Origin of the sequence: Paraflavitalea pollutisoli (assembly GCF_029360705.1) — a bacterium.
Taxonomy (GTDB): Bacteria; Bacteroidota; Bacteroidia; order Chitinophagales; family Chitinophagaceae; genus Paraflavitalea; species Paraflavitalea pollutisoli.
Genome location: NZ_JARKMX010000003.1, coordinates 175,107 through 198,204 on the forward strand (window position 1 = coordinate 175,107; position 23,098 = coordinate 198,204).

Genomic DNA, 23,098 nt, shown 5'->3' on the forward strand with positions numbered 1-23,098 from the left:
AGTTCGGAGTCTGATCGAATTACTTATCCAAGGGTAGGGATTTTATAAGTTAGAAATTGGTGCAGAGACAGGATATGCGGTTTGGACCCAATTGTTGTTGTCGACTACAATTTTGATGAGTGATGAATCCTTACCGTTTTCGTCCCGTCCTATGATTCTACCTGCGTCCAGGAATCGATTATAGCTGCACACTTTAACGATTGGCTCGGCAGGCAATTGGTGTGCCTGGAAGATTAGTTCGGCAATCTCAGAAGGAGGAATTGTAAATTTTAAGGTTTGTAGCGAAGGCTTAAAAGGGGCGTAGTGCCGCCTCAGGATAACCTCCAGGCAATATGCAGTAAAGTGATAATCGGAAGGTGATGTCCACGGACCTGCTGCACGGGGTAACTGATACATGAGGTTGTGGGAGAGGGTGTTGAGGCTATTACGCATTTTTGCGAAGCACATAATAGCGTCGATGAATTTCTTTTCATCGAAATAGCCGGTAAATGCCGGTGGAGTGAAAGCGTTGTTCATGTTTGCAAAGGAATTTATTTGTTAATAAATCCAGCGTGAACAACAAAAAGACAGCATGAATGGGCAACTATTAGGCTGCTACCCAAAAGATAAAAAGCCGGATTTCTGTTGTCAAGGTCTGGCTTTCTCACGCCCAGATCTGGCAACGAAATCGAACCAAATATACGAAAATTAGGAACGTTAAAAGAGACTCTTTTTGGTGCTGGTGTTAAATGTTGGCTGGGAGCGTTTGCTTAAGGCATTAATAACCATCTGCCAAACGAAGCTGCTGCCCGCCAGGGCAGCAGCTTTTTTATAAAAAATCAAGCGGCAGCCGAAAGGCTGCCTGCTTGACGTCAGATTTAGAATAGTGTAAGCGCGGGCTTAATGCACCATCGGGGGAGTTTTCCTGTGAACAGACGCCAACCGATAATTGTCCTTTATTCAGGATGCCCACGTACTGATCGAAAGCATGTAGTGGGAATACGGTATGAACTACCGGGATGCGAGCAGTAGGCTCCCGTAGTGGCAGGTTCAGCAAATAGCTTATCAATTCTGCGTCCTCTCGAATTGATAAATAGGCACCTTCCGTTTTGAGCAGGATAATTGAATTGGGGTAATCAGCGGCCAAGCGCTGGCGAAGGTCTTGGATAAACTCGTTGATATTGTCTTGTGTGTTATTCATAGTCATATGTTGTTTGTGTGTGGTGAAAGTGACTACGTTTTAAGGATTGGTAAGAAGGGAGTAGGCGGCAATGAGCCTTTTACTAATCTCCTCCGCTTCTGAAATCCGGTGCTGATTCTTGTCAGGATGCCACTCGTTAATAAGGATTCGGAAAGCCTTTTTTATTGCGGCAATGGCGGCTGTTGGGGGAACGCCCAAAATTTCGTAAGGCGATTTCTCCGCATTGATCAAAACGCGGCGGGCTTCATCTTCCGTCATCCGCTCATTGAAGGCATTGCGCCATTTGTCGGGATCGCCAAAACCGCCCGTTGTGTCATAGGTTTTGTAGCCGTCTAAAAATCCTTTTGCCATAGTATTTAAGTTTTAATGATGTTTACTTCGCAGGGTTGTTCATTGCCGGGTAGCCCAAGTGCTTCGAGGTGCTTACAGTGGCGGTGTCTTTTCCAGCCGGGGCAGTTACAGGCCCAATGCCTTCTTCTTTTATTTTGAGATATAATGTAAAGGCGGTCTGAACTAGCGCTTTCAATCTGGAACCTGAATTGCCACTGGTCATTATCCGGCAGCAGGACGCTGCCGGATATCCTGAGTTGTAATTGCATAACGGTGGTTTTAATCGATGTAAAAAAGTAGTGTAGCGGCTTTCCTGAAAGGGTTTTGATCTGGTAGTGTTTTCGCGTAGCAGGCGATACAATGAGAAGTGTAGAGTGCGAGAAAACCGTCAAAAAGCTGATCGGCGAATAGGGTAGCTTTTGTAAGTCTTACGCCATACCTGTCAATACTGGTGCGTGTTTCCTTGGCCATATTGATCCAATCACGAGCGGAAAGAATGGGGTTAGGATTGTTGTCAAAAGATGTTTGCACCGTGTCAGGATCGGCGGTAATTTGGTCGCAATAGTCTTTCATGGCCTCTAAGAAAGCGGGAAGTTCTTCCGGCAGCAGGACGGCAAGGAGTTTTGCACGCTGCACATTGTTCATATTTTTCAGTGACATAATGTGATTTTTTGATGTTGATAAATGGAGGGAGAAGGAGTAACCATTGTTACTCCTGATCGATGATTTTGCGTCCTTGGGATGCGACGGACTGGGAACCGTATTTCGCGCGGATCTGTTCAAGGGTGCCGCCTTTACCGTGGCTTCTGAAAGCCTCATTTCGGTAGTACCAAGCCTTTTTTTGACTGGCGAAGAAATACCCGGCAGCTTTGATGGCATCTTTTACTGCGCGGGTATCACCGGTTACCCAAATCCAGTTGCCAACTATTTCGATGATGATACCGGGTAGGTGAATAATCTGTTCTATCTTCTGGCGGTACTCTTCGGACATCTTCAGTTCCTGATCAACTTCGGCATCTGTCATGCCTTCATTTTTGGAGATAAAGGCGCAGGCAAAAGCGTACTCTTTGTTAATCTCCTGCATGGTGGCCGTATCGCCTCCGCGATCCGGATGATGCTCTAATGCGAGTTGTTTGTATAGCTTCTTAACGTCTTCTAACGTGTTACATCCTGAAAAGTATTTCATAACAAGGCGCCTCTACCAACCCGGGCGCGTGGGTAGTTTTTGATCATGAATGAAAAAGGGTGAGTTTGCCCGCTGCTGTCTCTTGCACGGGTTTGCTGGTGCTGTGCTTGCGCAATAGGTAGTAGATGGTAACGTCTGCATTGCTGACAATAGCCCATGCAGCGGCAAGCGCTTTCGAACGGTTGCTTTGCCGGGTGCGTTGAATCTCCCATGACAGGTACATGAGGCGCGATAGCTGGTTAGCTTGCATACTGGTAAATTTTGAGGTGAAGAAAAAAGGGTACGGATGCGGGAGTTGTTTCTACTGTTTCACCAGTTCGTTGAGTTTTGCCTTTACCGCTTTGGCTGTCTCTCCGCGCCATGTGCGGGCGTTGGCAAGGAAATAGTTTACTACACTTCGACCGGTGTCAGCGCCGTAGTTGTCATTTACGCTTTGGCGGTCTCCCATGGCATCGAGGTATGGGAGGGCGCCGTAGTACACGGGACTACGGTCTTTGTGGATAATGGTGGCGATTTCGTGGAGCTTGTTAGGTACTTGCATAACCAAAAAGTTTTAGGTGAATGAAAGGCGGCATGTGCGCCGCGTTCTTTCTTTTTGGCACGCAAAGCGGCTAATTGCAGGACGAAGGCCGAAGAACAGCCTACCAGCAAAAAATACTACCGCCCTGGCGGTGGAGATTTTTTGCCAGGGATGTTCGCAGGCTCGGAGTAATGCAATACTGTATAGGGAAAATGAACCTGGTTGCAGGATAGGAAAGTGCACAAGAGTGCGACGCAACGGACGCTGGATTGATGAACTAGTGCTGGCTACATACCGTTTCCCTTCCCAGGATATTTACCGTTTAATAAATAGTAGTAAAGTCGAGGTTTTGGGAAATAATTCTGGCCTACTGATTGCAGCAAAATCGTCATAGAAGGGGAGAATGCCAGATGGTCTTCCATTCACATAAAAGTATCATCTGGCTGAGAACCACGGAAACTTGTGATAACCAGGCATCTGGATTCTGAATGGACACGGATAATGAAAATAATTTTTTGACGAGCCGTAAAGGGGGGTGTAACTTAGGTTCCACAGTACCACTCTACCAACAACACTACATGAACCTTATAGCGTGTTTTGTAATCTCTACACAGCAGGAACAGCTTTTGGACATTCTGCAACAGTATTCGGGCTTTGAGACGATTGTTAATGATGCCCCCATACAAGCAGCAGTGTGTGAAGTACTGGCCGATATTGATGCTGATCCGACCTTATACGTAGTAAATGGTGGGAAGGATCGAATCCTAATTGAGGTGAATAGCTACAAAAAGCTACATGACCTTGCCAGACAAGTCTCTTCCGATTTACAAACGGTCTTTTTTCAAGTCTGTTACAATGATTTAGTCGGGTATGCTTACTTCCTGTTATATGACCAGGGCGAGCTGGTCCGGGAGATAGAATCCCGGGGCAGTAAAAAGGACCCTGATGTCAACTACGGATTTCCGCTGACTTTTGAAGAAGATGGCGAGGTTACATTTTTCGACCTGGACATGATTGCCGAGTTCTGTGAACATCTGGGGGTAGATGTTGGCAACCTGTATGAAGATCCTACCTGCACAGTATTACAAGGGGCCACCAGCCGGCCTATGGTCCGACTGGATCAAGATAAGCAGTTGAGCCTTTTATTTTACCCACTTGGTTGATGTTTATTGCCTGTCATAGGCTTATGTATCCCTCTACTTTGCATATAAAGTGTTAAATCCGAGGCTTCTCTGGTCTCTGAGATTAAATTATATTTAATCAGGCATGTATAACCGATTAACAATCCAACCAATCGATACTAAAACCCGTACAATACCACGAAGTGGGAGTATTGAAATGAGGTAAGAGTTGTTTAATTTCGGAACAGGGACTGCTGTCTGCAGTAAATCTAACCTATGAAGGCTTATGGACAAGAAGGCGAGCAACTCTCTATCCATAACAATTAACCCAAAGCCTATGATTAGGATGTTTGCTCCTGAAGGGGTTATCCGCTTCCAGGAACACGACCAAGCGACTGCGTTGTTGAAACCGGATAGCTATATACCGGGTGCAACAACCTTCGAAGCAGCACCTCCTGCGGGTCAATTCCTGCTACAAACCTATTCCCAACCGAATTATACGATTTATAAGAGCACCTTTATACCTGCCCGTGACCAGGTATTGAGGGTAGAGTATGGCACTCAGTTCCTCGGCTTCCGGATCATGATCGATAACCACATCCGTTATCAACTTAACGGGAGTAGGTTTTATTTAATGCAAGGTCAGGTAAATATGGTGGTTGCACCGTGGGTGAACAGCGAAATGCAGCTGAGGAAGAATGAATTGTACGTAGCTTTTGACCTGCAGATCGACCCTCAGTGGTTCGCAAAGCTCAAGATCAACCACCCCGCAATTTTTGAGATAGCGGAGGGCATTGGTACCAATCAAACCATCATTTTACACGGCGGTCCGGGCTTTGCCAGTATTCGTGTCCTGGACAGAATGGAGGATCTTCTAAGAGATCCAGGTAATGAGTCGCTTGTCGAAGACTTAATCAGGGAGGTGGTGGAAGCTCGTGCGGTGAAACAATCCCACCGGCAGATCAGTGAACTTCAAATTGAGAGCCTGTTCAGGGTAAAAGCTGAGATCAAGAAGCACCTGGCTTCCAGACAGCAGTTACGTTATTGGGCGCGTTCTGCAGGCATGAACATTACTTACTTCAAGGAGCTATTCAAGACAGTATTTGGAATAACGCCTTATCACTACTTGCTGTATGAGCGTATCCGGGAGGCAAAAAGACTCATGCAGTTTTATCCGCATCTGACATTGTCAGAGGTGGCAGTGGCCTGCGGATTTACCAACTATAATAATCTTCGCCGGGCATTTTATGCGCTGGAGAATGTAACGCTTTCACAGTGGCAAAGGCTTTCAAATATTACTTGCTTGTTGGTCTCGATAGGAGTTGGGTGTATCCTTAAAGGCGGTATTGCTTAGGCTAAGAGGTGCGAAAGCGCTCTAAAAAGAATGTGAAATTTCCTAATAAGCAAGTCATAGGACTGACCTGCGACCAGGATAGCCTTTCGGTATTTACTTTTCAAGCTAATAATAAACCCTTTTCCATTGCTGGTATCATGGGCAAACTCATTTTCGGGTACGGTAGCCCGATTCCCCGGACGAACTGTAACACGAAGCGTAAACCCGGCAGCTTGGGTGAGGTGACGCTGGAGTTTTGAGTACATAGTAACTAATTGATCGTAGCTCTCATAGTCTTCTGTCGCAAAGAAGTGCTGATTTCCCCAAAAAGCATCGATATAATACGTCATGGGTTGAGATTTGAATGGTTAAGATTGTTTAGGTTAATTCATAAATAGAAATTTTGGAGCACCATTTCACTATGGTACATGTATTTATTGTGGCGTCACCCCTTCAGGAAAATAGCATTCTTTTCCTGAATCAACCAGATTAATAGCCGAGGCTAACAGGTGCTTTTCGTTTTGTACATAACCGACGATATTTAGGCCGCTATTAGTTTTGCTTTTTGCGAGGTCCATAGTGAGTCGTTGATCTTCCTGGCAAAAATATTCTGTTACGGCTAGTAGTTTGCAGGAGAATTCGTATTCATACCGGGCTATGTTAATGGTGCCAAAGTGGTAGCAAATAATATCAGGTGACAGTTGACGATATAGTTCGAGGTAATTATCCGAACAGGAAACATACCCCGTCACGTTAATTCGTTCATTTTCCAGGAAGGAATGATTTATTCGAAAAGTCGCTTCGGGGTTAAATGCAAAAAACATGATTCTAATTGACATAAGAGAATGTTTTATCCAACTAGGTGCAATCTGAATTAGTAATTGATGTGTTTTTACAGGTGAAACTTGGTGATCGTCCTCAAGCCATTCTTTCGAAAGTCATTTTCTATGTGAGGTTTGGTTTTCCTGGGATGCTATTTGCCGCTTGATTTCAGCGATTTCGGCTTTCATTGCTTTCACTAAGCGTAGTAGCTCAAGCACCACACTATGTAGCAGTTTATTGAAATCATCATCACGTTTCCGGAGACGGGTTCCTGAGAAGTGTTTCAACTCCATATTAGGCTTTCGTAATCTCGGTGGAATTATTTTCTGCTGTTTCATTGGCTTCGGATGTCGATAGATTAGTTTTGTTTAGTTTTTCTCTTACGTAAATCAAATGGCAGGCATCGATCATTTTGCCTAGTAGCCTGGGCTGTTTATATAGGTGGAATTCGGAGGTAGTAATATCGCTCTGAAACCTGCTTAAGGCCCGGTGTAAAATGTTGTTGATTTTTTCATTCCAATCAGATAACGAGTGTTCTTTGAACAACTTTGGGAATACCCTGTAAGGGTTCAGGAACTCTTTGCGGGATAAATTGCGGGGGAATGAATCGAATGCGCAATTGATGTACTGGGGAGTAACAAATAGGAGCGGGTCTAGGTAGTCCTTTTGGCTGTCTGTTGATAGGCTGATGATGGCGAGGCTTTCAGGGTGTTTCTTAGGACATAAAATCCAGCTTGCTTCCAGTAGTAGTGTCAGCATTTCGGTAAAGTAGAGGGTTTGACTTGCCCGCTGGGTTAGTTTTTTCTCTCTGCCATCCTGGGTCGACATTGTGAGCAAAAGTTTCAGGCCTCTTATGGCATCGATATGGTGATATGCGCTGAAGAAGTTGTCGATGATTTCTAAGGCTTGGTTTAGTCCATGCAGCCCTGGGCTTTGATCAAGGGTGGTGTGATTGGAAGTTGATATTGCCATGGAGTAAGATTAAATGTTAATGAGTACGGTTTATTGACGAATTGTAAATGTCCCGCCCCAAATGGGGAACCTGTATTCTACCTCCTTGTGAACAAAAGATTTGAATTGGAAAACCACCACGGCTAGTTCGAAAGAAGATAAAGGTTCCTCCATTATAAGGCGGGAACTTATTTCTATCCGCTTCCGTAAAGCGGGCATGAGTCACAATGCCGGTAAATGTCAGGTAAGTCGCCTGAATGAGTTGTTTGAATATTTTGAAATATTAAGCGGCATCCGAATTCTGTTTCTGTAAAATCGAGATATCGGGTGTGAAGGCATTTGGGGGCGTTCATTAACGCAGGGTAGGGAATAAAGAAGGATACCCTCCCAAAGCCCGATTGAGCATTCGGGAAGGTATCTATTAAACCCACCTTTCCTTTTCCACCCAAGTAGTTCAAAGAAACCGATACTTTGTGGAGATTGCTATCTGTATAATTCGTTCCATTGCCACCTCGACTGGTGGGTGTTTTATAATAGAAGGGGTATTTAACACTATCACCTGATGAGAGAGAAAATTGATGAGGACACTTATATACTGTAACACAAGAGAAGTTCGTTTGTGAAAGTGAAATTGAGGGTCGGTAATTAAGTCGCTCGGCTGTAGTCGGGATTGACTTTTTTGTCGAGCTGTTTCGCACCGTTGAGTGATCTGCATGTGGCCTTTCAATTACTTCAGCAACTTTTTCCGGATTGCAAGCGGTATTAAATATTGAATGATTCATGGTGCTGGGCATAGATGAACGAATGTGTAAAAAGCGGAGGGAGGGACTAGCTCCCTCCGCGGTTTTCATGGAATACTTAAACGGGCACTAGTTTATTCAACCATGTCAACCAGGTCATACTGAAAACCACAATAAAGCATGTTGAATGTATGCAGCTGAAGATTATCAGTGCATGAATCGAATGTTGAGTGTCGGTGTAAAAAGATAAGGCAGGGTTCCTGTTACCAAAATCGGGGCGTGAGAAAATGCTCCTGTTCTGGCAAAAGAAATGAACCCTGCACTTAATGATTTTATATGTTATGTCCTTTATCAGCATCTTGGTGTTTCTCACGCACCCGAGTTACTGGCATAAAGGAATAAACGCTATTTCAAAGCGAATATAGGACAAAAGATATAAAAATGTAGCTATAGCTACATTTTTATTTTTCACTATTGGGGCAGCTTTCAGGATTAATAAGTTATCATGGTTTCAGAAAATTTTGAGAGTGAATTAGTAAGAATTGGAAAACGGATTCGGGTTATTAGGAAGCATCGAGGACTAACGTTACTTGACCTGGCAACATTGAGTGGTATTAGTGACAGTATGCTTAGTCGATACGAAAGGGGCTTGGAAAATATTGGCTTACAGATACTATACAGAATAGCAAAGGAGTTGAAAGTATCAATAAAACAATTGGCTGACTATGATGGATCTCTTCCTGATAATGTAAATTGGAGAAGTCCACTACCAAAGCGTAGCAAGAAAAGAATGTAGAAATTCTAATCAATTTTAGATATGTGGTCAGTACAAATTCTTTCCACTATAGTAATCATCTTTTCAATTCTGTCTATTAGAAGCTTAGTGTCAGGTTCACTTATTTTCCATATTGGCTTATATCGAGCTTCTATATATCCCTGTTTCAAAAGTTCAAAGAGTCGTTCATCATTTTTGTCAGTTTCTGTTCGAAATTGGATGTGTAGCTCTTCTGAATAGGGTTTTGCTTTTTTTCTAAGTTTCCAGAGGTTATGGACTTTGGGTTTATAATCGGTGAAAACCAATAGTACCGTGTAATAGAGTGTTTCAGCAGTCTGATGCAGTTGGAAGTCCGATAAGTTATAGTCTCCCTCTTTATAGTAGAAATGAGCTCCTTTAAGTAGCTTTTGGGCCCGCGGGAACCAGGTTTCAAAATGTCCTAAGGCTTTAGTCTTCCTTTCCAAGGCTGAAAGTGGTCTTGGTCTCTTAAAGCTCACTGTTTGTTTGTCGTAGAGAACTATTCCCTCTTCAATTATATCGACCCAAAAGTAGCTTCCCCATTCCAGTCCTTTGTTGATGAAATCAACTCCATGGATTTCCAGATTTACTGGCGGATCAAATTTGTCAGCCATTTCAAGGATCTTATTCTCAAGTTCATACGTCTTTTCGATACTCTCCTTTGTTACCACCAGGAAGTCGTAATCACTAATGTATTCGTGTACAGTTCCTTCGGATATATAGCGGTCCTCTACGAAAGTGTTTTTCGCATAACTGCCAAACAGAATAACCATTTCGGGATCTACTACCTGTTTAATGAATTCCACAATCATGCGGATTTCATGCTGTTTTTTTTCAGGTAATTGGTCGAAGGATGGTTTCATGCTTGTTTGGTCTGATTGGAGTATAATTATAATAATGACCGACAAATATAGTTCAATCTAATCGATTATCGTGCCTGCCTACAATCATCTTACTTGGTGAAAGTAGGTCATTTTAGACCAGTTTTGTCTTTTGTATTGAAATATAAATTTCCTGGCCGTAGCCAAGGTTCCGCTGACAATGAAAAAAATGGCCTTTTTGCTGTAGTCTGTTATTGACACCCAATTCACATATTGCGTGTAGGCGTTCAGGTTTTTGGCGTCAGGAGGCGTAAATTTGTAGTACCCCCTAATGTTTCTTTATAGATTACCCTCTACTGGTAGCATGTAATATTGAAGGTGACTTTGCTTTTGAATTTTTCTAATAAATCAATTTTCGGTGTATGAAGAACAAGAACGCCATTTCCTGCATTTTAGCCGCCTTTATTTTGATGTGCGTCATTGGTACGCCAGGTATGGCGCAGGATGCAGTACCAGTACCTGATACCTCAGCGACTATACCTATTAAGGACTTGCCAATTGCCAGTGTGAAGGCAACTGGAGATAGGAAGACAGGCAACCTAACTGTTTCTATTGAATTTGAGAATAAATGGTCAAATACTGTGGATGTTTCGCTTTCTGTAGGGGGATGGGATAATTTCGGGTTTACTTCGGACAAAGGAGCAAAGTATAAGGTTCACACCTACTATAATAAAATGACCGATGAAAATCCAAACTCCGGGTATAAACAAGTTACCACTATAAAGTTTGGAGAAAAAGAAATGACAATGGCGACTGTTTTACCACAGTCTTTTTCGGCCGGTGAAAATAAGATTTTCGTTGTCAAAGTGACAAACTTTGAGAAACTAGGTAAGTCGATCAGTCAGCTTCATTTGGTATGCTCACACTATTACCAGTATGGTGGAGGCATAAATAGCTCAGGTGAGTATAAGCTGAAAAATATTCCAATTGTCTGGTATTAGTGGCGTTGCCTGACCTATTTACGGGGCGAAATGTTAGGGAATAATGCTTCTGCCATTAGTATGGCCACTCTGCGAGAATCTATTTCATCGCATATTTCTTCAAATCTTGGGTGCTTGTCCATTAATTGCAGGATAGGTATTCCTGAGGATGCTAATAGTTTACCAAGTTCAGACTCGAACTTACTTTTGAAATGGCTATCAGCAACCTTGTACTTACGCCTGAATTCTTGGAATGTGGAGCAGGGTTGAATCGATACATGGAATATATTGCATAGATCGATAGCAATTTGGTCGCAGACTTGTTTATACTCGTTACTCTTCCGGTCGTTGACTAGACAGTAAAAATCTGCCAGGATTAATACCGCTTCTACGAATGCTCCCTTAGTCGAATCCTCTTCCCAGAAAATCCAGTTTTTTTCAGCATAGCTAGCCTCCATTCGTCATGGTTTAGTTAGAATGAAATACAGCAAAATCTGTGTCAGGTATTGAAATTCGGGCTGATGTTGAAAAATATAATTGACGGCAATACGTATTTGAGAGATTGGCTTTTTTTGCTGTTTAAAGTTTCTTTTCTGCTGCAAGATATTATCTCATTTGGCGTATCAGCGAGCTATCGTAGCATAGACTTTGAGGTTAGTTAAGGTGTGCATTACCTTGTAAACGCCTTGTTATGAAAAGGGAATCCGTGAAAGATAAGGCTGCGTTTTGCGAATCCATCCTGAAGTCCATTGAAAAGCAGGAGCGACTGGTAGAATCTGCCGGAATCGACGTGCTGCGTATTGCTGAAAATATGCTTTCCTATTTGAAAGACTCTCTTCAGGAACTTAGAAAATTCGTAAGCGATAATAAATTCCTTGACGAAGAGGAGGAAGTTGAATTTTACAAGCGGCATCTGCCGGGCATACTTCGGTATTTCTTTTACTATGTAAAGTTGTACTCGCTGGAGCTTCGGTTGCTTACTTTGGAAGATAGCGCTCGAAAGAAGACTTTGAAATCTGAACGCAAAGATGTCGACAAATGGGTTCGAAAGAACGAAGGATTCTTTCGGTATTATAGAAGCGGCGCCATAAGTATGGATAAGAAATTCTATCTAAAAGGTAGTCGGGACAACAACCTTATCACTGATCCTGGTCAATGGCTTTTTGACGATGAGTTTCTTACCGTGCCCGCATATCTTACCGGCGAATTTCTTGCCTATGAGCGGTACAGAATATACTTGGACAATGAGCTCAAGTTTTTTGATCAAAAATCAAAGGTCAATGAGGGGGTAAGTGACGATGAATTGGTCTGGACTGCGACTCGCATGGCGGCTATTGAGATCCTCTATGGCCTTTTCACCGGGTCCGCATTTAATAATGGAAAGGCCCAGTTACGTCAGATCGCTAAACGAGTGGAGAAATTAACTGGTATCGACCTTGGGAATTACTACCGATACAATATCGACTTAAAAATAAGAAAGGTGCGTAATCAGTTTCTGAAGCACATGATAGAAACCTCTGACAAGTATGCCGACGAGCAGGATGAAAACCGACAATTTAAATAGGTACTCTTTAATATTCAGACTTTGGAAAGCAAGGCTTTGATGGAAATATTTGGATATCTCTTTTTATACGAATTGTTTTATGCTAAAGGTATCATGTCGAAGCGTTGTTGGCTAGAGATAGATTTGAGTGATCACTTAGCCCATGTAACTTTTTTTCTCCATTATCTTACCAGAAACTTCCATTGACAGTGTTTCCCTATAAACTGCAATTAACAGCCCAATAGACAATTTATTCGATAAAGAAAGTCTTATCTATTCAATTTGCAATTGAATACTTCCAAGGAAATTGAGAAACGTGATTCGAAAAGTGTGTCAAATATTTCACCTCCACCTGCTTTTCCGACGTCTGGCGACCAGGTAGCCATGTTTATCACCAAAGCTATAATACCAACGAAGTCGATGTTTTTCCGCGTAAAATGATATTTGGGTAGCTACGAGGTCAAAAGTAGTATCTTCCTTAACGTTAAGTAGATAGTCGATTTTGAGAAGACACTCGCCACTCAGCTGTTGGGGATGTTGAGTTAAGTAATTTAGTTTTTTTGAATTTATTGAGAGGAGAGCAGATAATTCTTTCCTTTTAATTAATGGATCTTTACCTCGAAAAAGGTCCATGAAATATCTGATTTTACCACGCTTTAGTCGACGTAAGGCGATGTTTGTGTTCCTCATCCCACAAATAACGACAAATCCCCGTACACCAAGCAGTACAGGAATGACAGAAAAAAGTGATGAATCGTCACATTTTTATTACTAGGAATAGCATTTCATTCAATGAAACGTCAAAATAAGTTGCAATTTTCTCAATTTCTACCAACGACATTTCTTTTGGCGTAAGGATCAGACGATTCATTCTAGCGTTATTTGTACCAAGGTATTGTGCAATTAATGTTTTAGGGAATAATGAATAAATCGACGCATATCGATCTATCTTGTTTTCCTTCATCATTGAATTTACTATAAGATACCTCGGGTCTCGATCCATTATATAAAACTAATAAGGTTAGTTTAGATAGCCAAAAAAATTAGTATTTCCGTGCTTGCCCGTGTGATTGGTTGGCGGGCATAGGACGGCACCAACGGTGCTTCATATTAGATATATTTCTCTCCGTATTGTGTCCATGTTGTAAAATGAAACCGCTGTAATCCCTTATGCTTTTCTGGACTCACTTACAAAGCTTCCTGATTATGAATTTATAGGGATGTCCTCGGATCCCTTATGATTTTACAAGATTTTAAAAAAAAGTTTTTCCGTAGTGTAATCGTAGTGTGAAATCACCTTTTCGTTTCGGCGCATTTTTGTTGAAACGAATCACAATGATTACATGGTCAACATATCTCTCCGCAGTTAGCATTTTCCTGGTAGTTTACTATGCTTTAGTGCTGCTTCTATTTTTCCGCAAGGAGATATTTAACAAGATGAAGATGACGCCTGCCAGGGCAGTCGTAACTAGCTCGCCTTTGCAAGCATCCGAAGTTGCCGCGCCTGTGGAGGGTAATGGATTCCAGCCGATGCCTTTGCTGGATGAGGTTCATGCTTATATGAACCAGGCCGCTTTGGATCTTCCCAAGGAGCAAGAAGAGATTGTTGCGGGTGTAAAGTCGATTCTACAAAAGTATCCGCCGCTAGTAGATCCTTTTTTCAGGTTGAGCATTAATGATCTGGTGGTTTCTCTTGCTGAGAGCAAGTGCCATGTGGAGGTCAGTCCGGATGTGTTAGGTCGATTGTGGAGGTAGGCGGTTGGCTTTTAACCACCTGCACCCTTGCAGGAAAACCAAGTGCGTAAAAGGGTGTGGGTGGTTGTTTTAAAGTTTTTTTCAATTGATGTTGAATAATGGTCTGTCAGTAGTTTTTTGTTTTTGATTGTTTGTAGGCGTTTGGTTTTAGTCCACCTACACTAGTGCAGGAGAACCAAGTGCGAGTGAGGTGTGGGTGGACTTGTTTTTTGCTTGTCCGTGTTTTTGTGGGTGTGAATAGCGCCGCCGTAGTACAGTGAGGTTGTGTTTGTGGGAATGAGTGTACAGGCGGCGCTTCCTTTAGTTGCTGGTTTACCAATCATCAATATAAAGCAAGTGAGTTATGAAAATGTGTGGAGTGAATTGCTTTTTAGGCAAGGTGGCACTGCTATGCGCAGTCTTTTCTTTAGTTGTTATTTGTGTTTTCGCCCAGGATGGGAAGGCCGGTATTGAGGAGGCTAATACAAAGGTCCGGGGGTACTTCGCAGTCGGTTGCAACCTGATGTACGCTGTGGGTGGCATACTAGGTTTGATCGGAGCTGTTCGCGTTTATCAAAAATGGGCAGGCGGACATCCGGACACCAGTAGTGTGGCGGCGGCCTGGTTTGGGGCTTGTGTGTTTCTGGTTGTGGTGGCTACAGTTATTAAATCATTCTTTGGGATTGCTTAAAACGACCGTGATGGCAGCAAGTGTATATAAGATTAATAAAGGTGTTAACCGTAGCATCGAATTCAAAGGATTGAAGGCGCAATACATCTGGTATCTGGGCGGCGGATTGCTACTTTGCCTAATACTTTATGTAGCTATGTACATCATCGGTGTTAATTCTTACGTATGCTTGTTTGTTGTCGGAGCTACCGCGGGGATGGTCTTCTACTATGTTTTCAAGCTCAGTAAAAAGTATGGTGAGCATGGGATGATGAAAAACATGGCAAGGCGGAGCATTCCAAAGGTAATCCGGTGCAAGTCGAGACAGTGTTTTATCAAAATGTGAAGTGCTAAAAATGTGAAGATGGAAAAGTGGTTGAATGACATGCTTCCTATACTGGAGGTCGAGCAAGATTCGATCGTCAGTAAGCAAGGTGATGTAACTATCGGCTTTAAGGTAAGTTTGCCGGAGGTATTTACCTCGTCGGCAGATGACTTCGAAACTATTCATCAGGCCTTTATCAAGGCTATTAAGCTACTCCCGAAGGAAACAGTTTTTCATAAGCAAGACTGGTTCACAAGAGATCAGTATCAACCTCTACCTGGTAATGGCAAGGGGTTTTTGGAAGGCAGGGCGGACCGGCATTTTGCCGGTCGCCGCTACCTTCGCCACCAATGCTACTTATTTCTTACCCGTAGGTCAACCAGCCGGAAAAAAGCGACTTCTTTATTCAGTAATCTCATCCGGCCCAATCTCTTTGCCGATCAGGTTCTAAATGTAGCAGCAATTCGTGAGTTTGAAGAAATTGGTGGTCAGTTTCAGCGTGTTTTGGCGGATTGTGGTATTGATATGGTTCGGTTGCGGCAATCGGACTTGTTAAGTACAGGAAAAAGGGCCGGTTTGCTTGAGCAATATCTTTTTCTGGCAGAGCAGCCGGAGCAGACATTGGTTAAAGACATTCAGTTTAGGGACGAGTTGCGCGTAGGTTCAAAGTTTTGCCAACTGTATTCTCTGGGCAGCAGTGACGATTTGCCGCATGTTTGCGGCCCACGTATCACTTATGAACCATTTTCGACTGACCGTACAAAATTCAGTATCGGGTTTGCCACGCCTCTTGGGCTGCTACTGGATTGTAACCATATATATAACCAGTACATTTTTGTTGGCGATGCGCAATCGACTGTGAAGAAGATGGAAAGCAAGCGTCTTCGCCATCAGTCGCTTTCCCAGTATAGCCGGGAGAATGCTATTTCGAAGGAGGCTACTGACGATTTTCTAAACGAAGCTATTACCCACCAGCGACTTCCTGTAAATGCGCATTTTAACATTTTGACCTGGTCTGAAGACCGTAACAGTTTGCAGGAAGCCAGAAATAGTATTACTGGTGCGCTAGCGCAATTGGACGCGACGGCAAAGTTGGAGACTATTGGAGCGCCACAAATATTCTGGGCGGGCATTCCGGGTAACGCAGCTGATTTTCCCAGTAACGATACATTTATAACGTTTGCTGAACAGGCTTGTTGTTTTTTGCACCTGGAGGGTAACTATCGGAGTGACCCGGAAGGTGGAATAAGGTTCTGTGATCGTTTGACGAATCGGCCTGTATTTATCGACCTGTTTGACCGCCCCCGGAAAATGGGAGTTTCCAGTAATATGGGAATGCTGATTTGTGGTACATCAGGCGGCGGCAAGAGCATGACAGCTAACCATATTCTGCATTCATTGTACAATCAGGGGGCTCATTGTGTAGTATGCGATATTGGCGGCAGCTACCGGGCACTTTGCGAGCTGGTGGGTGGATACTATTTCGAGTATAAGGAGGATACTCCTATTCAATTTAACCCGTTTTATCTTCCGCCCGGGCAACGCCTGGATACTGAAAAGAAGGAAAGTCTTAAATCTCTTCTCGTTGCCCTATGGAAGCAGGAGCATGAACAATTCCAGCGGAGCGAGTATGTCGCATTGAGCAACGCCTTGCAGGGGTATTATCGAAAGCTTGAGCAGGATTCTACAGTCGCTGCTTCGTTCAATACTTTTTATGATTACCTGCAAAACGAGTACGCGGCGGAAATTGAACAGTATAACGTCAAAGACCGTGATTTCGATCTGGCTAATTTCTTATACGTCCTGCGGCCCTACTATGCCGATGGTGAGTATGGGTATCTCCTCAATTCCGATGGAAAACAGGATTTGTTGAATCAGCCTTTTGTTGTTATTGAGATGGACAATTTAAAAGACCATCCTATTCTTTTTGGAGTTTGCACACTATTGGTCATGGAGATGGTCATTTCTAAGATGCGGCAATTAAAAGGAAAGCGGAAATGTTTTCTTATTGACGAAGCCTGGAAAGCTATTGCCAACGCGGGCATGGCGCAATTTGTAAAGTATGCCTATAAGACAATGCGAAAGTTTGACGGCATCCCTGCCGTTGTTACGCAGGAGTTGGACGATTTGATCAGTTCTCCCGTAATCAAAGATGCAATCATCGCCAATTGCGACATTAAAATTCTCATGGACATGAGAAAGTTTCAAAACAAATTTGACCAGCTTCAGTCTGTTTTGGGCATGTCTGAGAAGGGTAAGGAGATTTTGCTCAGTGTAAATCGGGATGACCGGGAGATATATATTGAAATTGGCGGGAAGATCATGAAGGTATTCAGGAACGAGCTGGCGAGGGAGGAGTATTTCGCATTCACCACAGAGGGTAAAGAACGTGTTATGGTTATGGAATACGCTCGACGATATGGTAGTATGGAAAAGGGAATTTCCGCACTGGTTGAAGAGCATGCCGCTTAGCGAATTTATCAAACGAAATAGGAGGTTGTATGAAACAATGGATTTGTGCTATCGCATTTTGTGTGGTGTTGACTGTTGCCCCAACACAGAAAAGCCATGCTTTTATATGGGATGTTGTAAAGCAGGCTTTGATTGCGGCCATTAAAGCTGCGGATTTGGCTGTACAGCGTTTGCAAAACAAGACTATCTGGTTGCAAAATGCGCAAAAAGCGTTGGAAAATACTCTATCCAAATTAAAGCTGGATGAGATATCCGGGTGGGTGGAGAAGCACAAAGAGCAGTACGCTAGCTATTTCGATGAACTGAGAAAGGTGAAGGAAGCAATTTCAGGGTACAAGAAAGTCAAGGTGATCATGCAGCAGCAATTGGCTATAGTCGACGAATACAAAGCTGCGCTTCGGCTTTTTCGTCAAGACAAACACTTCACCACAAAGGAGATTGAATACATGGTACAAGTCTATTCGGGCATCCTGGATCAGAGCATAAAGAACATTGATCAGTTGTTTTTAGTGATCAAGTCTTTGAATACCGAAATGACGGATGGCAAACGGCTTGAGGTTATTAACAGGGTCGCCTCCGCTATCGATGGAAATCTTGCTGATCTGCGGATGTTTAATGCTGAAAACGTTCAGCTTTCCCTGCAACGTGCAAAAGATGCCACCGAGGTAAAACGTGTAAAGGAGATTTATGGAATTAAGTAGCACATATTTCATGAAGTGTTTGGTCGTTCTAGTTTTTTTCGTTGGAAGATTCAGTATTGGCCAGGGGCAGAGTAGACAAATCAAAATGTACCTGGAACATATAGCTGCCGGTAAGGTTTATATTGAATACCTGCAAAAAGGGTATTCCGTGGCGCGGCGGGGACTGGGATTTATCAGCGAAGTGAAAAATGGACACCTGAAACTTGATCGATTGTTTTTTGATGGGTTAGTGACAATTAATCCGCGAATTCGGAATTATCCTCACGTAATAGACATCATGGTATTGGCAACGGGGATTATTGAAACCTGCAATCGTAATAAACGGGCTTTGGCAAGTGAGGGTTTGCTGTCGGCGGGGATGGTGACCTATTCGAATAGAATTACTGCGCTGCAGATCGCAGGTTGTCTGGCATTATTATCGGACCTGGCTGATTTACTCGCAGCTAATGTGCTGAAACTATCCGACGATGAGCGCATTCGTAGGATTGACGAGATCCATCGGGAAATGGAGGAGAGGCATAGTTTCATTACGAATTGGTCGACCGATACCGGGAAACTGCTTTTGCAAATGAAGAAGGAAAGCATGGAGTACGGTAGAATGAAAGGTGTGTATGATTTAAAATGAGTGTATGGTAAAGTTCATCGTGGTTATTTCATTGACGACGAGTTTGCTTTTAAATTTTCGCGCTACTGCCCAAGTGCAGGAACTGCAACAATTGGCGCTGAATATTGAGAAGTTGGCTCAGTTCAGGCAAATGCTGTCGGATATGAAGAAGGGATATGAAATCCTTACCAATGGTTACAACGTTGTGCGAGGTCTTAGTCAGGGGAATTTTCAGTTGCATAAGGTTTTTTTAGACGGACTCATGGCGGTTAGCCCAGCAGTGAGAAAGTATCGTCGGGTAGCAGATATTATTGACTACCAGGTGCGGCTTGTCAAGGAATATAAGAGTGCGTTTAGTGAGTTTCGAGGTTCGACCCTCTTTCGTCCCGATGAGGTCAGGTATTTGGGTAATGTCTATACCCGGCTCTTTAATTCGTCATTGGAGAATCTTGAGGATTTATTGACGGTGATAACAGCTAACCGGCTTAGGATGTCGGATGAGGAGCGATTGGTGGAGATTGACAAGATTTTCCTGGAGATGGAAGATAAATTGGTTTTTCTACGTGATTTTAATAATTCGACAAGCCTGTTGTTGCTGCAACGGAAAAAGGAGCAGATCGAGGCAAATCGAATGAAGCAGATTGAAGGGGTTAAATAGTGACGGTGTTTGTCAACATAGTTTATTGTAGAGAGTGAAAAAAGTGAAGTATGAAAAAAAGTGTTGTGTTTTTTCTAATAGGGTTGGTGCTGCCTGTGGTTGGTTTGGCACAGAATAACAATACTATATCAGGTACGTTGGATAGTTTGCATTCTGTGTTGGATAAGCTGTATGATGAGCTGATGCCGCTTTGTGCTAAACTAAAGAATGTAAGTGCTGGCATTGCTGCGTTTGCCACGCTGTTTTACATTGCCTATCGCGTTTGGGGACACCTGGCCCGGACTGAGCCCATAGACTTTTACCCTTTGTTTAGGCCATTCGTTTTGGGATTTTGTATTATGAATTTTCCATTGGTATTGGGAGTTATTAATGGTGTGATGAAGCCCACAGTTACAGGCACCAAGGAACTTGTGACGAACTCGAATTACACTATCGAAACGCTTCTCAAGCAAAAAGATGCCGCTATTAAGACTACAGACGTATATCAAATGTATGTTGGTCCAACAGGTGATGGGGATAAATCCAAATGGTATAAGTACACCTACGATAAGGAGATGCCGGAAAGTGAAGGGTGGCTTTCCGGAATTCACACAAGTTTGTCGTTTTCGTTTGCCAAGGCTGGGTATGCTTTCCGAAATGCTGTAAAGGAGGTGATTGCGGAAGTCTTGCAGATGCTTTTTGCAGCTGTTTCCCTATGTATTAACACGCTACGCACCTTTAACTTGGTCATTTTGTCGATTTTGGGGCCATTCGTTTTTGGACTAAGTACGTTTGATGGCTTTCAGCATACCGTTAAGCACTGGCTGGCCCGTTACATCAATGTTTTCATGTGGCTGCCGATCAGTAATATTTTCGGGATGATAATCGCCACGATTCAGATTAACATGCTAAAGCTCGATCTGTCTCAGATTTCTCAAAATGGTGATACCTTTTTCAGTCGTACGGATATGGGCTATTTGGTATTTCTGATTATAGGAATTTATGGATATACAACAGTCCCTGCCATTGCCAATCAAATTATGCACGTAACAGGTGCTGATGCCCTTACTGGCAAGTTTGCTAATGATGCCAAGGGGGCGGCAACCGCTGTCGTGTCTGGGCCGGCGAGCTTCATTCAGAGTAAGATTACGGGCTAGGTAATCTGATTACAGAACTCGGTGTGGGTTAAATATTTGTGGAGTAAGAAAATGTGGTAGTTATGTTTCCAAAGGTAAAAAGTATTGAAAGGTCATTCCAATACATACGTTTATTTACGTTGATCGTGATTGTTGCCTCTTTGTCGCTTTGTGGTTTAAGTCTATACAAGTCATTTCAGTTAACCGAAACGACCCAAAATAGGATTTATGTTCTTGTGAATGGAAAAGTATTGGAGGCGATTGCCTCCGATAGAAAGGAAAATGTGCCTGTTGAAGCAAGGGATCATGTTAAGATGTTCCACTATTATTTTTTTACGTTGGATCCAGATGAGCAAATTATCAAAAATAATATTACTAATTCGCTTTATCTGGCTGACGAAAGTGCAAAGCGCCAATATCTTAATTTGAAGGAGCAGGGTTACTATTCTAATATCATTTCGGCCAATATCAGTCAAGAAGTCCACGTCGAGAGCATTACAATAGATGTGAAGCAGTATCCATACCGTTTTAGGTACATGGGAAGTCAGCGAATCATCCGCTCGTCTTCTATTGTCACCAGGTCACTTGTGACAGAAGGGTATTTACGAAACATGGGTCGTAGTGATAATAATCCTCACGGCTTTCAAATTGAGCGGTGGACTGTATTGGAAAACAAAGATCTAAGTATTTCAAATCGATAAATCATGTTCAGAATATTTAAAAAGCCTGGGCGTCCTTCCTCAGCAGATAAGTTCCTGTTAAAGGGAGGTTTGTGGATGGAAGCAAAACTTCGCTTGTTGGCCGGGAAGTTAAATAAGCGTGCAGCAGGCTGGTCCCGCAGGTCTATAAAGATCGGCCTGATGGTGTTTTGCATGTTTTACGGAGGCGTTGGTTTCTACTTGCTATTTCTGCAAAGTGCCACTACGATTGCTGTAGACCAGATTTTAGTACCCGAGCACATTATTGCGCCAAACGACCGGATTATCCAGGATCGCTTGAAGCTATTGAGTGTTGAAGAATATAAAAGGCTTATGGGCTTCAGGGACTATCTGGATAGTTTGAGGAGAAGCCCGGTCGGAAGGCAGCAGTACGACCGGATCATTGAAGAGCATCCGGGCATCTTGGATAGTATTGAGTATATAATTGGTATTCACGAGGGACACGATAAAAATGTGGGGTATGGAAAAGAAAAATGAAATCAGACATTCTCAGAAATTTTTAAAACAGCGGAAATTTTTATTGCTACTGCCATTACTGGTATTGCCTTTTTTGACTTTCGTGGGTTATTCAGCCGGGATCATAGGGAAGGATGCACCAGCTAAGCAGGTAGAGCAACGTGGTTTTAATGCAAAGTTGCCTGACGCGGCACCATCTGCCGACAGCAATTGGAATAAGTTGGCATTTTACGAAAAGGCCGACAAGGACTCGGCGCTCCGTAGAGCTGGTGAACGGGCAGATCCATATCGGATTAACGACAATCAGCAAGCTGTACGGCAGGACACTGGCAGTAGCAGTACGTCGAGGTATAAGTATGAACCGTATCCTAACACGAGCAGTAGCCCTTTAGAAAGCGCTGCGGTAGACGCCAACGAACAACGGGTGTACAAGAAGCTGGCGGAACTAGATAATGAATTGAACCGTCGGCAAAGGCCCGCGACGCTTGTTGACCAGGCTGCGCCCACAACGAGCAATGCTGATGTGGATAGGTTAGAGCGAATGATGGCATCAGTAAGTGCAGATAATGGAGGAAATGAGTTTTCACAGATTAATGGCGTATTAGAGCGAATCCTGGATGTGCAACATCCGGAGAGGGTCAGGGAAAAGCTGAAAGAAAGGTCTTTTGAACACAAAACGAGCGTGTTTCCAGTAACTGCTTATCCTTCGGAAAATGGGGTCTCCCTGTTGTCTAATGTGGCTCCATCAGATACGGTTGGCTTACTACGGACGGAAAATGCCCGCTTTTATGGTCTCGAAGATGGCCGGAAACAGATCTCCGACCAGCGTTCAATTAGGGCTATAGTCCCTGAATTTCAAACTTTAGTTAGTGGTACTACCATCAAGCTCATGTTAACCGATGATGTATATATAAGGGGTGAATTGATCCCGCGCCACACATTTGTCTACGGTGTAGCAAGCATCGATGGCGATCGTATGCGTATTGCCATTGCTTCTCTTAAATATGAAGGCAACATTTATCCAGTGTCATTGTCTGCCTATGATTTGGACGGTTTAGAAGGTATCTATGTACCTGGTTCTATAAATCGAGAGGTTAGCAAGCAAACAGCCGATCAGGCTATTCAGAATCTGGGAATAGCTTCTCTTGATCCGTCCCTGGGTGCTCAGGCCGCCAGTGCTGGGTTGCAAGCAGCTAAAACGCTCGTAGGTCGAAAAGCACGTTTGGTGAGGGTTAATGTGCCGGGTAACTATGAAGTATTGTTGATGGACGCAAATGGCCGCGAAAGGTAAGATACAGGCAGCTTATTTTATTACTTTAAAATT

At 43.3% G+C, this 23,098-nt stretch carries 28 protein-coding genes; 16 read left to right on the top strand and 12 right to left on the bottom strand.

What is annotated here, in order from left to right; all coding sequences use genetic code 11:
• Nucleotides 1–42 precede the first annotated feature (42 nt).
• From P2W70_RS08460 to P2W70_RS08490, 7 genes are all read right to left on the bottom strand, one after another.
• Nucleotides 43–516: a hypothetical protein gene (locus P2W70_RS08460; protein WP_276481003.1), complete on the bottom strand. Its 474-nt coding sequence runs from the start codon at nucleotides 514–516 to the stop codon at nucleotides 43–45.
• A gap of 292 nt (nucleotides 517–808) precedes the next feature.
• Complete coding sequence (locus P2W70_RS08465; protein ID WP_276481004.1) at nucleotides 809–1,180, bottom strand: MutS N-terminal domain-containing protein; 372 nt, start codon at nucleotides 1,178–1,180, stop codon at nucleotides 809–811.
• A gap of 39 nt (nucleotides 1,181–1,219) precedes the next feature.
• Nucleotides 1,220–1,531, bottom strand: coding sequence for a J domain-containing protein (locus tag P2W70_RS08470; RefSeq protein ID WP_276481005.1), 312 nt, complete (start codon nucleotides 1,529–1,531; stop codon nucleotides 1,220–1,222).
• A gap of 258 nt (nucleotides 1,532–1,789) precedes the next feature.
• Nucleotides 1,790–2,170, bottom strand: coding sequence for a hypothetical protein (locus P2W70_RS08475; RefSeq protein ID WP_276481006.1), 381 nt, complete (start codon nucleotides 2,168–2,170; stop codon nucleotides 1,790–1,792).
• A gap of 49 nt (nucleotides 2,171–2,219) precedes the next feature.
• Nucleotides 2,220–2,696, bottom strand: a complete 477-nt coding sequence (locus P2W70_RS08480) for a hypothetical protein (RefSeq protein ID WP_276481007.1) — start codon at nucleotides 2,694–2,696, stop codon at nucleotides 2,220–2,222.
• A 43-nt stretch (nucleotides 2,697–2,739) separates the two neighbouring features.
• Nucleotides 2,740–2,946 (bottom strand): hypothetical protein, encoded by a 207-nt coding sequence (locus P2W70_RS08485; protein WP_276481008.1) that lies wholly within the window; start codon nucleotides 2,944–2,946, stop codon nucleotides 2,740–2,742.
• A gap of 51 nt (nucleotides 2,947–2,997) precedes the next feature.
• The gene (locus tag P2W70_RS08490) at nucleotides 2,998–3,237 is read right to left on the bottom strand and encodes a hypothetical protein (RefSeq protein ID WP_276481009.1); all 240 of its coding nucleotides are present in this window, start codon (nucleotides 3,235–3,237) and stop codon (nucleotides 2,998–3,000) included.
• 557 nt (nucleotides 3,238–3,794) lie between these two features.
• Here P2W70_RS08490 and P2W70_RS08495 point away from each other — a divergent pair.
• Nucleotides 3,795–4,379: a hypothetical protein gene (locus P2W70_RS08495; RefSeq protein ID WP_276481010.1), complete on the top strand. Its 585-nt coding sequence runs from the start codon at nucleotides 3,795–3,797 to the stop codon at nucleotides 4,377–4,379.
• Nucleotides 4,380–4,623: 244 nt separating this feature from the next.
• A complete protein-coding gene (locus tag P2W70_RS08500) occupies nucleotides 4,624–5,691 on the top strand; it encodes an AraC family transcriptional regulator (RefSeq protein WP_276481011.1) in 1,068 nt (355 codons plus the stop codon).
• On the opposite strand, the gene P2W70_RS08505 is transcribed toward P2W70_RS08500, so the two are convergent.
• From P2W70_RS08505 to P2W70_RS08515, 3 genes are all read right to left on the bottom strand, one after another.
• Entirely contained in the window at nucleotides 5,688–6,020 is a 333-nt protein-coding gene (locus P2W70_RS08505; protein ID WP_276481012.1) for a hypothetical protein, read from the bottom strand. The genes P2W70_RS08500 and P2W70_RS08505 overlap by 4 nt on opposite strands.
• 84 nt (nucleotides 6,021–6,104) lie before the next feature.
• Nucleotides 6,105–6,509, bottom strand: coding sequence for a hypothetical protein (locus P2W70_RS08510; RefSeq protein WP_276481013.1), 405 nt, complete (start codon nucleotides 6,507–6,509; stop codon nucleotides 6,105–6,107).
• Between the two features lie 277 nt (nucleotides 6,510–6,786).
• Nucleotides 6,787–7,464, bottom strand: a complete 678-nt coding sequence (locus P2W70_RS08515) for a hypothetical protein (RefSeq protein WP_276481014.1) — start codon at nucleotides 7,462–7,464, stop codon at nucleotides 6,787–6,789.
• 1,224 nt (nucleotides 7,465–8,688) lie between these two features.
• Between P2W70_RS08515 and P2W70_RS34430 the strand changes: the two genes are divergently transcribed.
• Nucleotides 8,689–8,979 carry a helix-turn-helix domain-containing protein gene (locus P2W70_RS34430; RefSeq protein ID WP_420832389.1) on the top strand — a complete coding sequence of 97 codons (291 nt, stop codon included), beginning with the start codon at nucleotides 8,689–8,691 and terminating at the stop codon, nucleotides 8,977–8,979.
• 5 nt (nucleotides 8,980–8,984) lie between these two features.
• Here P2W70_RS34430 and P2W70_RS08520 read toward each other — a convergent pair whose 3' ends face one another.
• Nucleotides 8,985–9,839 (bottom strand): HEPN domain-containing protein, encoded by an 855-nt coding sequence (locus P2W70_RS08520; RefSeq protein WP_276481015.1) that lies wholly within the window; start codon nucleotides 9,837–9,839, stop codon nucleotides 8,985–8,987.
• A 380-nt stretch (nucleotides 9,840–10,219) separates the two neighbouring features.
• Between P2W70_RS08520 and P2W70_RS08525 the strand changes: the two genes are divergently transcribed.
• Nucleotides 10,220–10,798, top strand: a complete 579-nt coding sequence (locus P2W70_RS08525; RefSeq protein ID WP_276481016.1) for a hypothetical protein — start codon at nucleotides 10,220–10,222, stop codon at nucleotides 10,796–10,798.
• Between the two features lie 14 nt (nucleotides 10,799–10,812).
• On the opposite strand, the gene P2W70_RS08530 is transcribed toward P2W70_RS08525, so the two are convergent.
• On the bottom strand, nucleotides 10,813–11,235 hold the full coding sequence (locus P2W70_RS08530) for a hypothetical protein (protein ID WP_276481017.1): 423 nt from the start codon (nucleotides 11,233–11,235) through the stop codon (nucleotides 10,813–10,815).
• A 233-nt stretch (nucleotides 11,236–11,468) separates the two neighbouring features.
• Here P2W70_RS08530 and P2W70_RS08535 point away from each other — a divergent pair, with 233 nt between their 5' ends.
• From P2W70_RS08535 to traM, 12 genes are all read left to right on the top strand, one after another.
• On the top strand, nucleotides 11,469–12,341 hold the full coding sequence (locus tag P2W70_RS08535) for an RteC domain-containing protein (protein ID WP_276481018.1): 873 nt from the start codon (nucleotides 11,469–11,471) through the stop codon (nucleotides 12,339–12,341).
• Between the two features lie 1,314 nt (nucleotides 12,342–13,655).
• Complete coding sequence (locus P2W70_RS08540) at nucleotides 13,656–14,075, top strand: hypothetical protein (protein ID WP_276481019.1); 420 nt, start codon at nucleotides 13,656–13,658, stop codon at nucleotides 14,073–14,075.
• Nucleotides 14,076–14,418: 343 nt separating this feature from the next.
• The gene (locus P2W70_RS08545; RefSeq protein ID WP_276481020.1) at nucleotides 14,419–14,745 is read left to right on the top strand and encodes a DUF4134 domain-containing protein; all 327 of its coding nucleotides are present in this window, start codon (nucleotides 14,419–14,421) and stop codon (nucleotides 14,743–14,745) included.
• Nucleotides 14,746–14,755: 10 nt separating this feature from the next.
• The gene (locus P2W70_RS08550; protein ID WP_276481021.1) at nucleotides 14,756–15,070 is read left to right on the top strand and encodes a DUF4133 domain-containing protein; all 315 of its coding nucleotides are present in this window, start codon (nucleotides 14,756–14,758) and stop codon (nucleotides 15,068–15,070) included.
• A gap of 18 nt (nucleotides 15,071–15,088) precedes the next feature.
• Nucleotides 15,089–17,521, top strand: coding sequence for a TraG family conjugative transposon ATPase (locus P2W70_RS08555; protein WP_276481022.1), 2,433 nt, complete (start codon nucleotides 15,089–15,091; stop codon nucleotides 17,519–17,521).
• A gap of 29 nt (nucleotides 17,522–17,550) precedes the next feature.
• Nucleotides 17,551–18,222 carry a conjugal transfer protein TraI gene (locus P2W70_RS08560; protein ID WP_276481023.1) on the top strand — a complete coding sequence of 224 codons (672 nt, stop codon included), beginning with the start codon at nucleotides 17,551–17,553 and terminating at the stop codon, nucleotides 18,220–18,222.
• Entirely contained in the window at nucleotides 18,209–18,847 is a 639-nt protein-coding gene (locus tag P2W70_RS08565; protein WP_276481024.1) for a hypothetical protein, read from the top strand. Before P2W70_RS08560 ends, P2W70_RS08565 begins: the two co-directional genes overlap by 14 nt.
• A gap of 4 nt (nucleotides 18,848–18,851) precedes the next feature.
• Entirely contained in the window at nucleotides 18,852–19,484 is a 633-nt protein-coding gene (locus P2W70_RS08570) for a TerB family tellurite resistance protein (RefSeq protein WP_276481025.1), read from the top strand.
• A 50-nt stretch (nucleotides 19,485–19,534) separates the two neighbouring features.
• A complete protein-coding gene (traJ, locus tag P2W70_RS08575) occupies nucleotides 19,535–20,620 on the top strand; it encodes a conjugative transposon protein TraJ (protein ID WP_276481026.1) in 1,086 nt (361 codons plus the stop codon).
• Between the two features lie 62 nt (nucleotides 20,621–20,682).
• Nucleotides 20,683–21,300 carry a conjugative transposon protein TraK gene (gene traK, locus P2W70_RS08580; protein WP_276481027.1) on the top strand — a complete coding sequence of 206 codons (618 nt, stop codon included), beginning with the start codon at nucleotides 20,683–20,685 and terminating at the stop codon, nucleotides 21,298–21,300.
• 3 nt (nucleotides 21,301–21,303) lie between these two features.
• Complete coding sequence (locus tag P2W70_RS08585) at nucleotides 21,304–21,795, top strand: hypothetical protein (protein ID WP_276481028.1); 492 nt, start codon at nucleotides 21,304–21,306, stop codon at nucleotides 21,793–21,795.
• Nucleotides 21,779–23,065: a conjugative transposon protein TraM gene (traM, locus tag P2W70_RS08590; protein WP_276481029.1), complete on the top strand. Its 1,287-nt coding sequence runs from the start codon at nucleotides 21,779–21,781 to the stop codon at nucleotides 23,063–23,065. The genes P2W70_RS08585 and traM overlap by 17 nt, the downstream gene beginning before the upstream one ends.
• Nucleotides 23,066–23,098: the final 33 nt, after the last annotated feature.

Bases quoted from the DNA above. Each gene is read 5' to 3' on its own strand.
- P2W70_RS08525 (WP_276481016.1), top strand. From the start codon at position 10,220: ATGAAGAACAAGAACGCCATTTCCTGCATTTTAGCCGCCTTTATTTTG.
- P2W70_RS08485 (WP_276481008.1), bottom strand. From the start codon at position 2,946: ATGCAAGCTAACCAGCTATCGCGCCTCATGTACCTGTCATGGGAGATT.
- P2W70_RS08490 (WP_276481009.1), bottom strand. From the start codon at position 3,237: ATGCAAGTACCTAACAAGCTCCACGAAATCGCCACCATTATCCACAAA.
- P2W70_RS08545 (WP_276481020.1), top strand. From the start codon at position 14,419: ATGAAAATGTGTGGAGTGAATTGCTTTTTAGGCAAGGTGGCACTGCTA.
- P2W70_RS08480 (WP_276481007.1), bottom strand. From the start codon at position 2,696: ATGAAATACTTTTCAGGATGTAACACGTTAGAAGACGTTAAGAAGCTA.
- P2W70_RS08475 (WP_276481006.1), bottom strand. From the start codon at position 2,170: ATGTCACTGAAAAATATGAACAATGTGCAGCGTGCAAAACTCCTTGCC.
- P2W70_RS08505 (WP_276481012.1), bottom strand. From the start codon at position 6,020: ATGACGTATTATATCGATGCTTTTTGGGGAAATCAGCACTTCTTTGCG.
- P2W70_RS08515 (WP_276481014.1), bottom strand. From the start codon at position 7,464: ATGGCAATATCAACTTCCAATCACACCACCCTTGATCAAAGCCCAGGG.
- P2W70_RS08495 (WP_276481010.1), top strand. From the start codon at position 3,795: ATGAACCTTATAGCGTGTTTTGTAATCTCTACACAGCAGGAACAGCTT.
- traK (WP_276481027.1), top strand. From the start codon at position 20,683: ATGTTTCCAAAGGTAAAAAGTATTGAAAGGTCATTCCAATACATACGT.
- P2W70_RS08555 (WP_276481022.1), top strand. From the start codon at position 15,089: ATGGAAAAGTGGTTGAATGACATGCTTCCTATACTGGAGGTCGAGCAA.
- traJ (WP_276481026.1), top strand. From the start codon at position 19,535: ATGAAAAAAAGTGTTGTGTTTTTTCTAATAGGGTTGGTGCTGCCTGTG.
- P2W70_RS08470 (WP_276481005.1), bottom strand. From the start codon at position 1,531: ATGGCAAAAGGATTTTTAGACGGCTACAAAACCTATGACACAACGGGC.
- P2W70_RS08565 (WP_276481024.1), top strand. From the start codon at position 18,209: ATGGAATTAAGTAGCACATATTTCATGAAGTGTTTGGTCGTTCTAGTT.
- P2W70_RS08535 (WP_276481018.1), top strand. From the start codon at position 11,469: ATGAAAAGGGAATCCGTGAAAGATAAGGCTGCGTTTTGCGAATCCATC.
- P2W70_RS08530 (WP_276481017.1), bottom strand. From the start codon at position 11,235: ATGGAGGCTAGCTATGCTGAAAAAAACTGGATTTTCTGGGAAGAGGAT.
- P2W70_RS34430 (WP_420832389.1), top strand. From the start codon at position 8,689: ATGGTTTCAGAAAATTTTGAGAGTGAATTAGTAAGAATTGGAAAACGG.
- P2W70_RS08460 (WP_276481003.1), bottom strand. From the start codon at position 516: ATGAACAACGCTTTCACTCCACCGGCATTTACCGGCTATTTCGATGAA.
- P2W70_RS08465 (WP_276481004.1), bottom strand. From the start codon at position 1,180: ATGAATAACACACAAGACAATATCAACGAGTTTATCCAAGACCTTCGC.
- traM (WP_276481029.1), top strand. From the start codon at position 21,779: ATGGAAAAGAAAAATGAAATCAGACATTCTCAGAAATTTTTAAAACAG.
- P2W70_RS08520 (WP_276481015.1), bottom strand. From the start codon at position 9,839: ATGAAACCATCCTTCGACCAATTACCTGAAAAAAAACAGCATGAAATC.
- P2W70_RS08585 (WP_276481028.1), top strand. From the start codon at position 21,304: ATGTTCAGAATATTTAAAAAGCCTGGGCGTCCTTCCTCAGCAGATAAG.
- P2W70_RS08540 (WP_276481019.1), top strand. From the start codon at position 13,656: ATGATTACATGGTCAACATATCTCTCCGCAGTTAGCATTTTCCTGGTA.
- P2W70_RS08560 (WP_276481023.1), top strand. From the start codon at position 17,551: ATGAAACAATGGATTTGTGCTATCGCATTTTGTGTGGTGTTGACTGTT.
- P2W70_RS08550 (WP_276481021.1), top strand. From the start codon at position 14,756: ATGGCAGCAAGTGTATATAAGATTAATAAAGGTGTTAACCGTAGCATC.
- P2W70_RS08510 (WP_276481013.1), bottom strand. From the start codon at position 6,509: ATGTCAATTAGAATCATGTTTTTTGCATTTAACCCCGAAGCGACTTTT.
- P2W70_RS08570 (WP_276481025.1), top strand. From the start codon at position 18,852: ATGGTAAAGTTCATCGTGGTTATTTCATTGACGACGAGTTTGCTTTTA.
- P2W70_RS08500 (WP_276481011.1), top strand. From the start codon at position 4,624: ATGGACAAGAAGGCGAGCAACTCTCTATCCATAACAATTAACCCAAAG.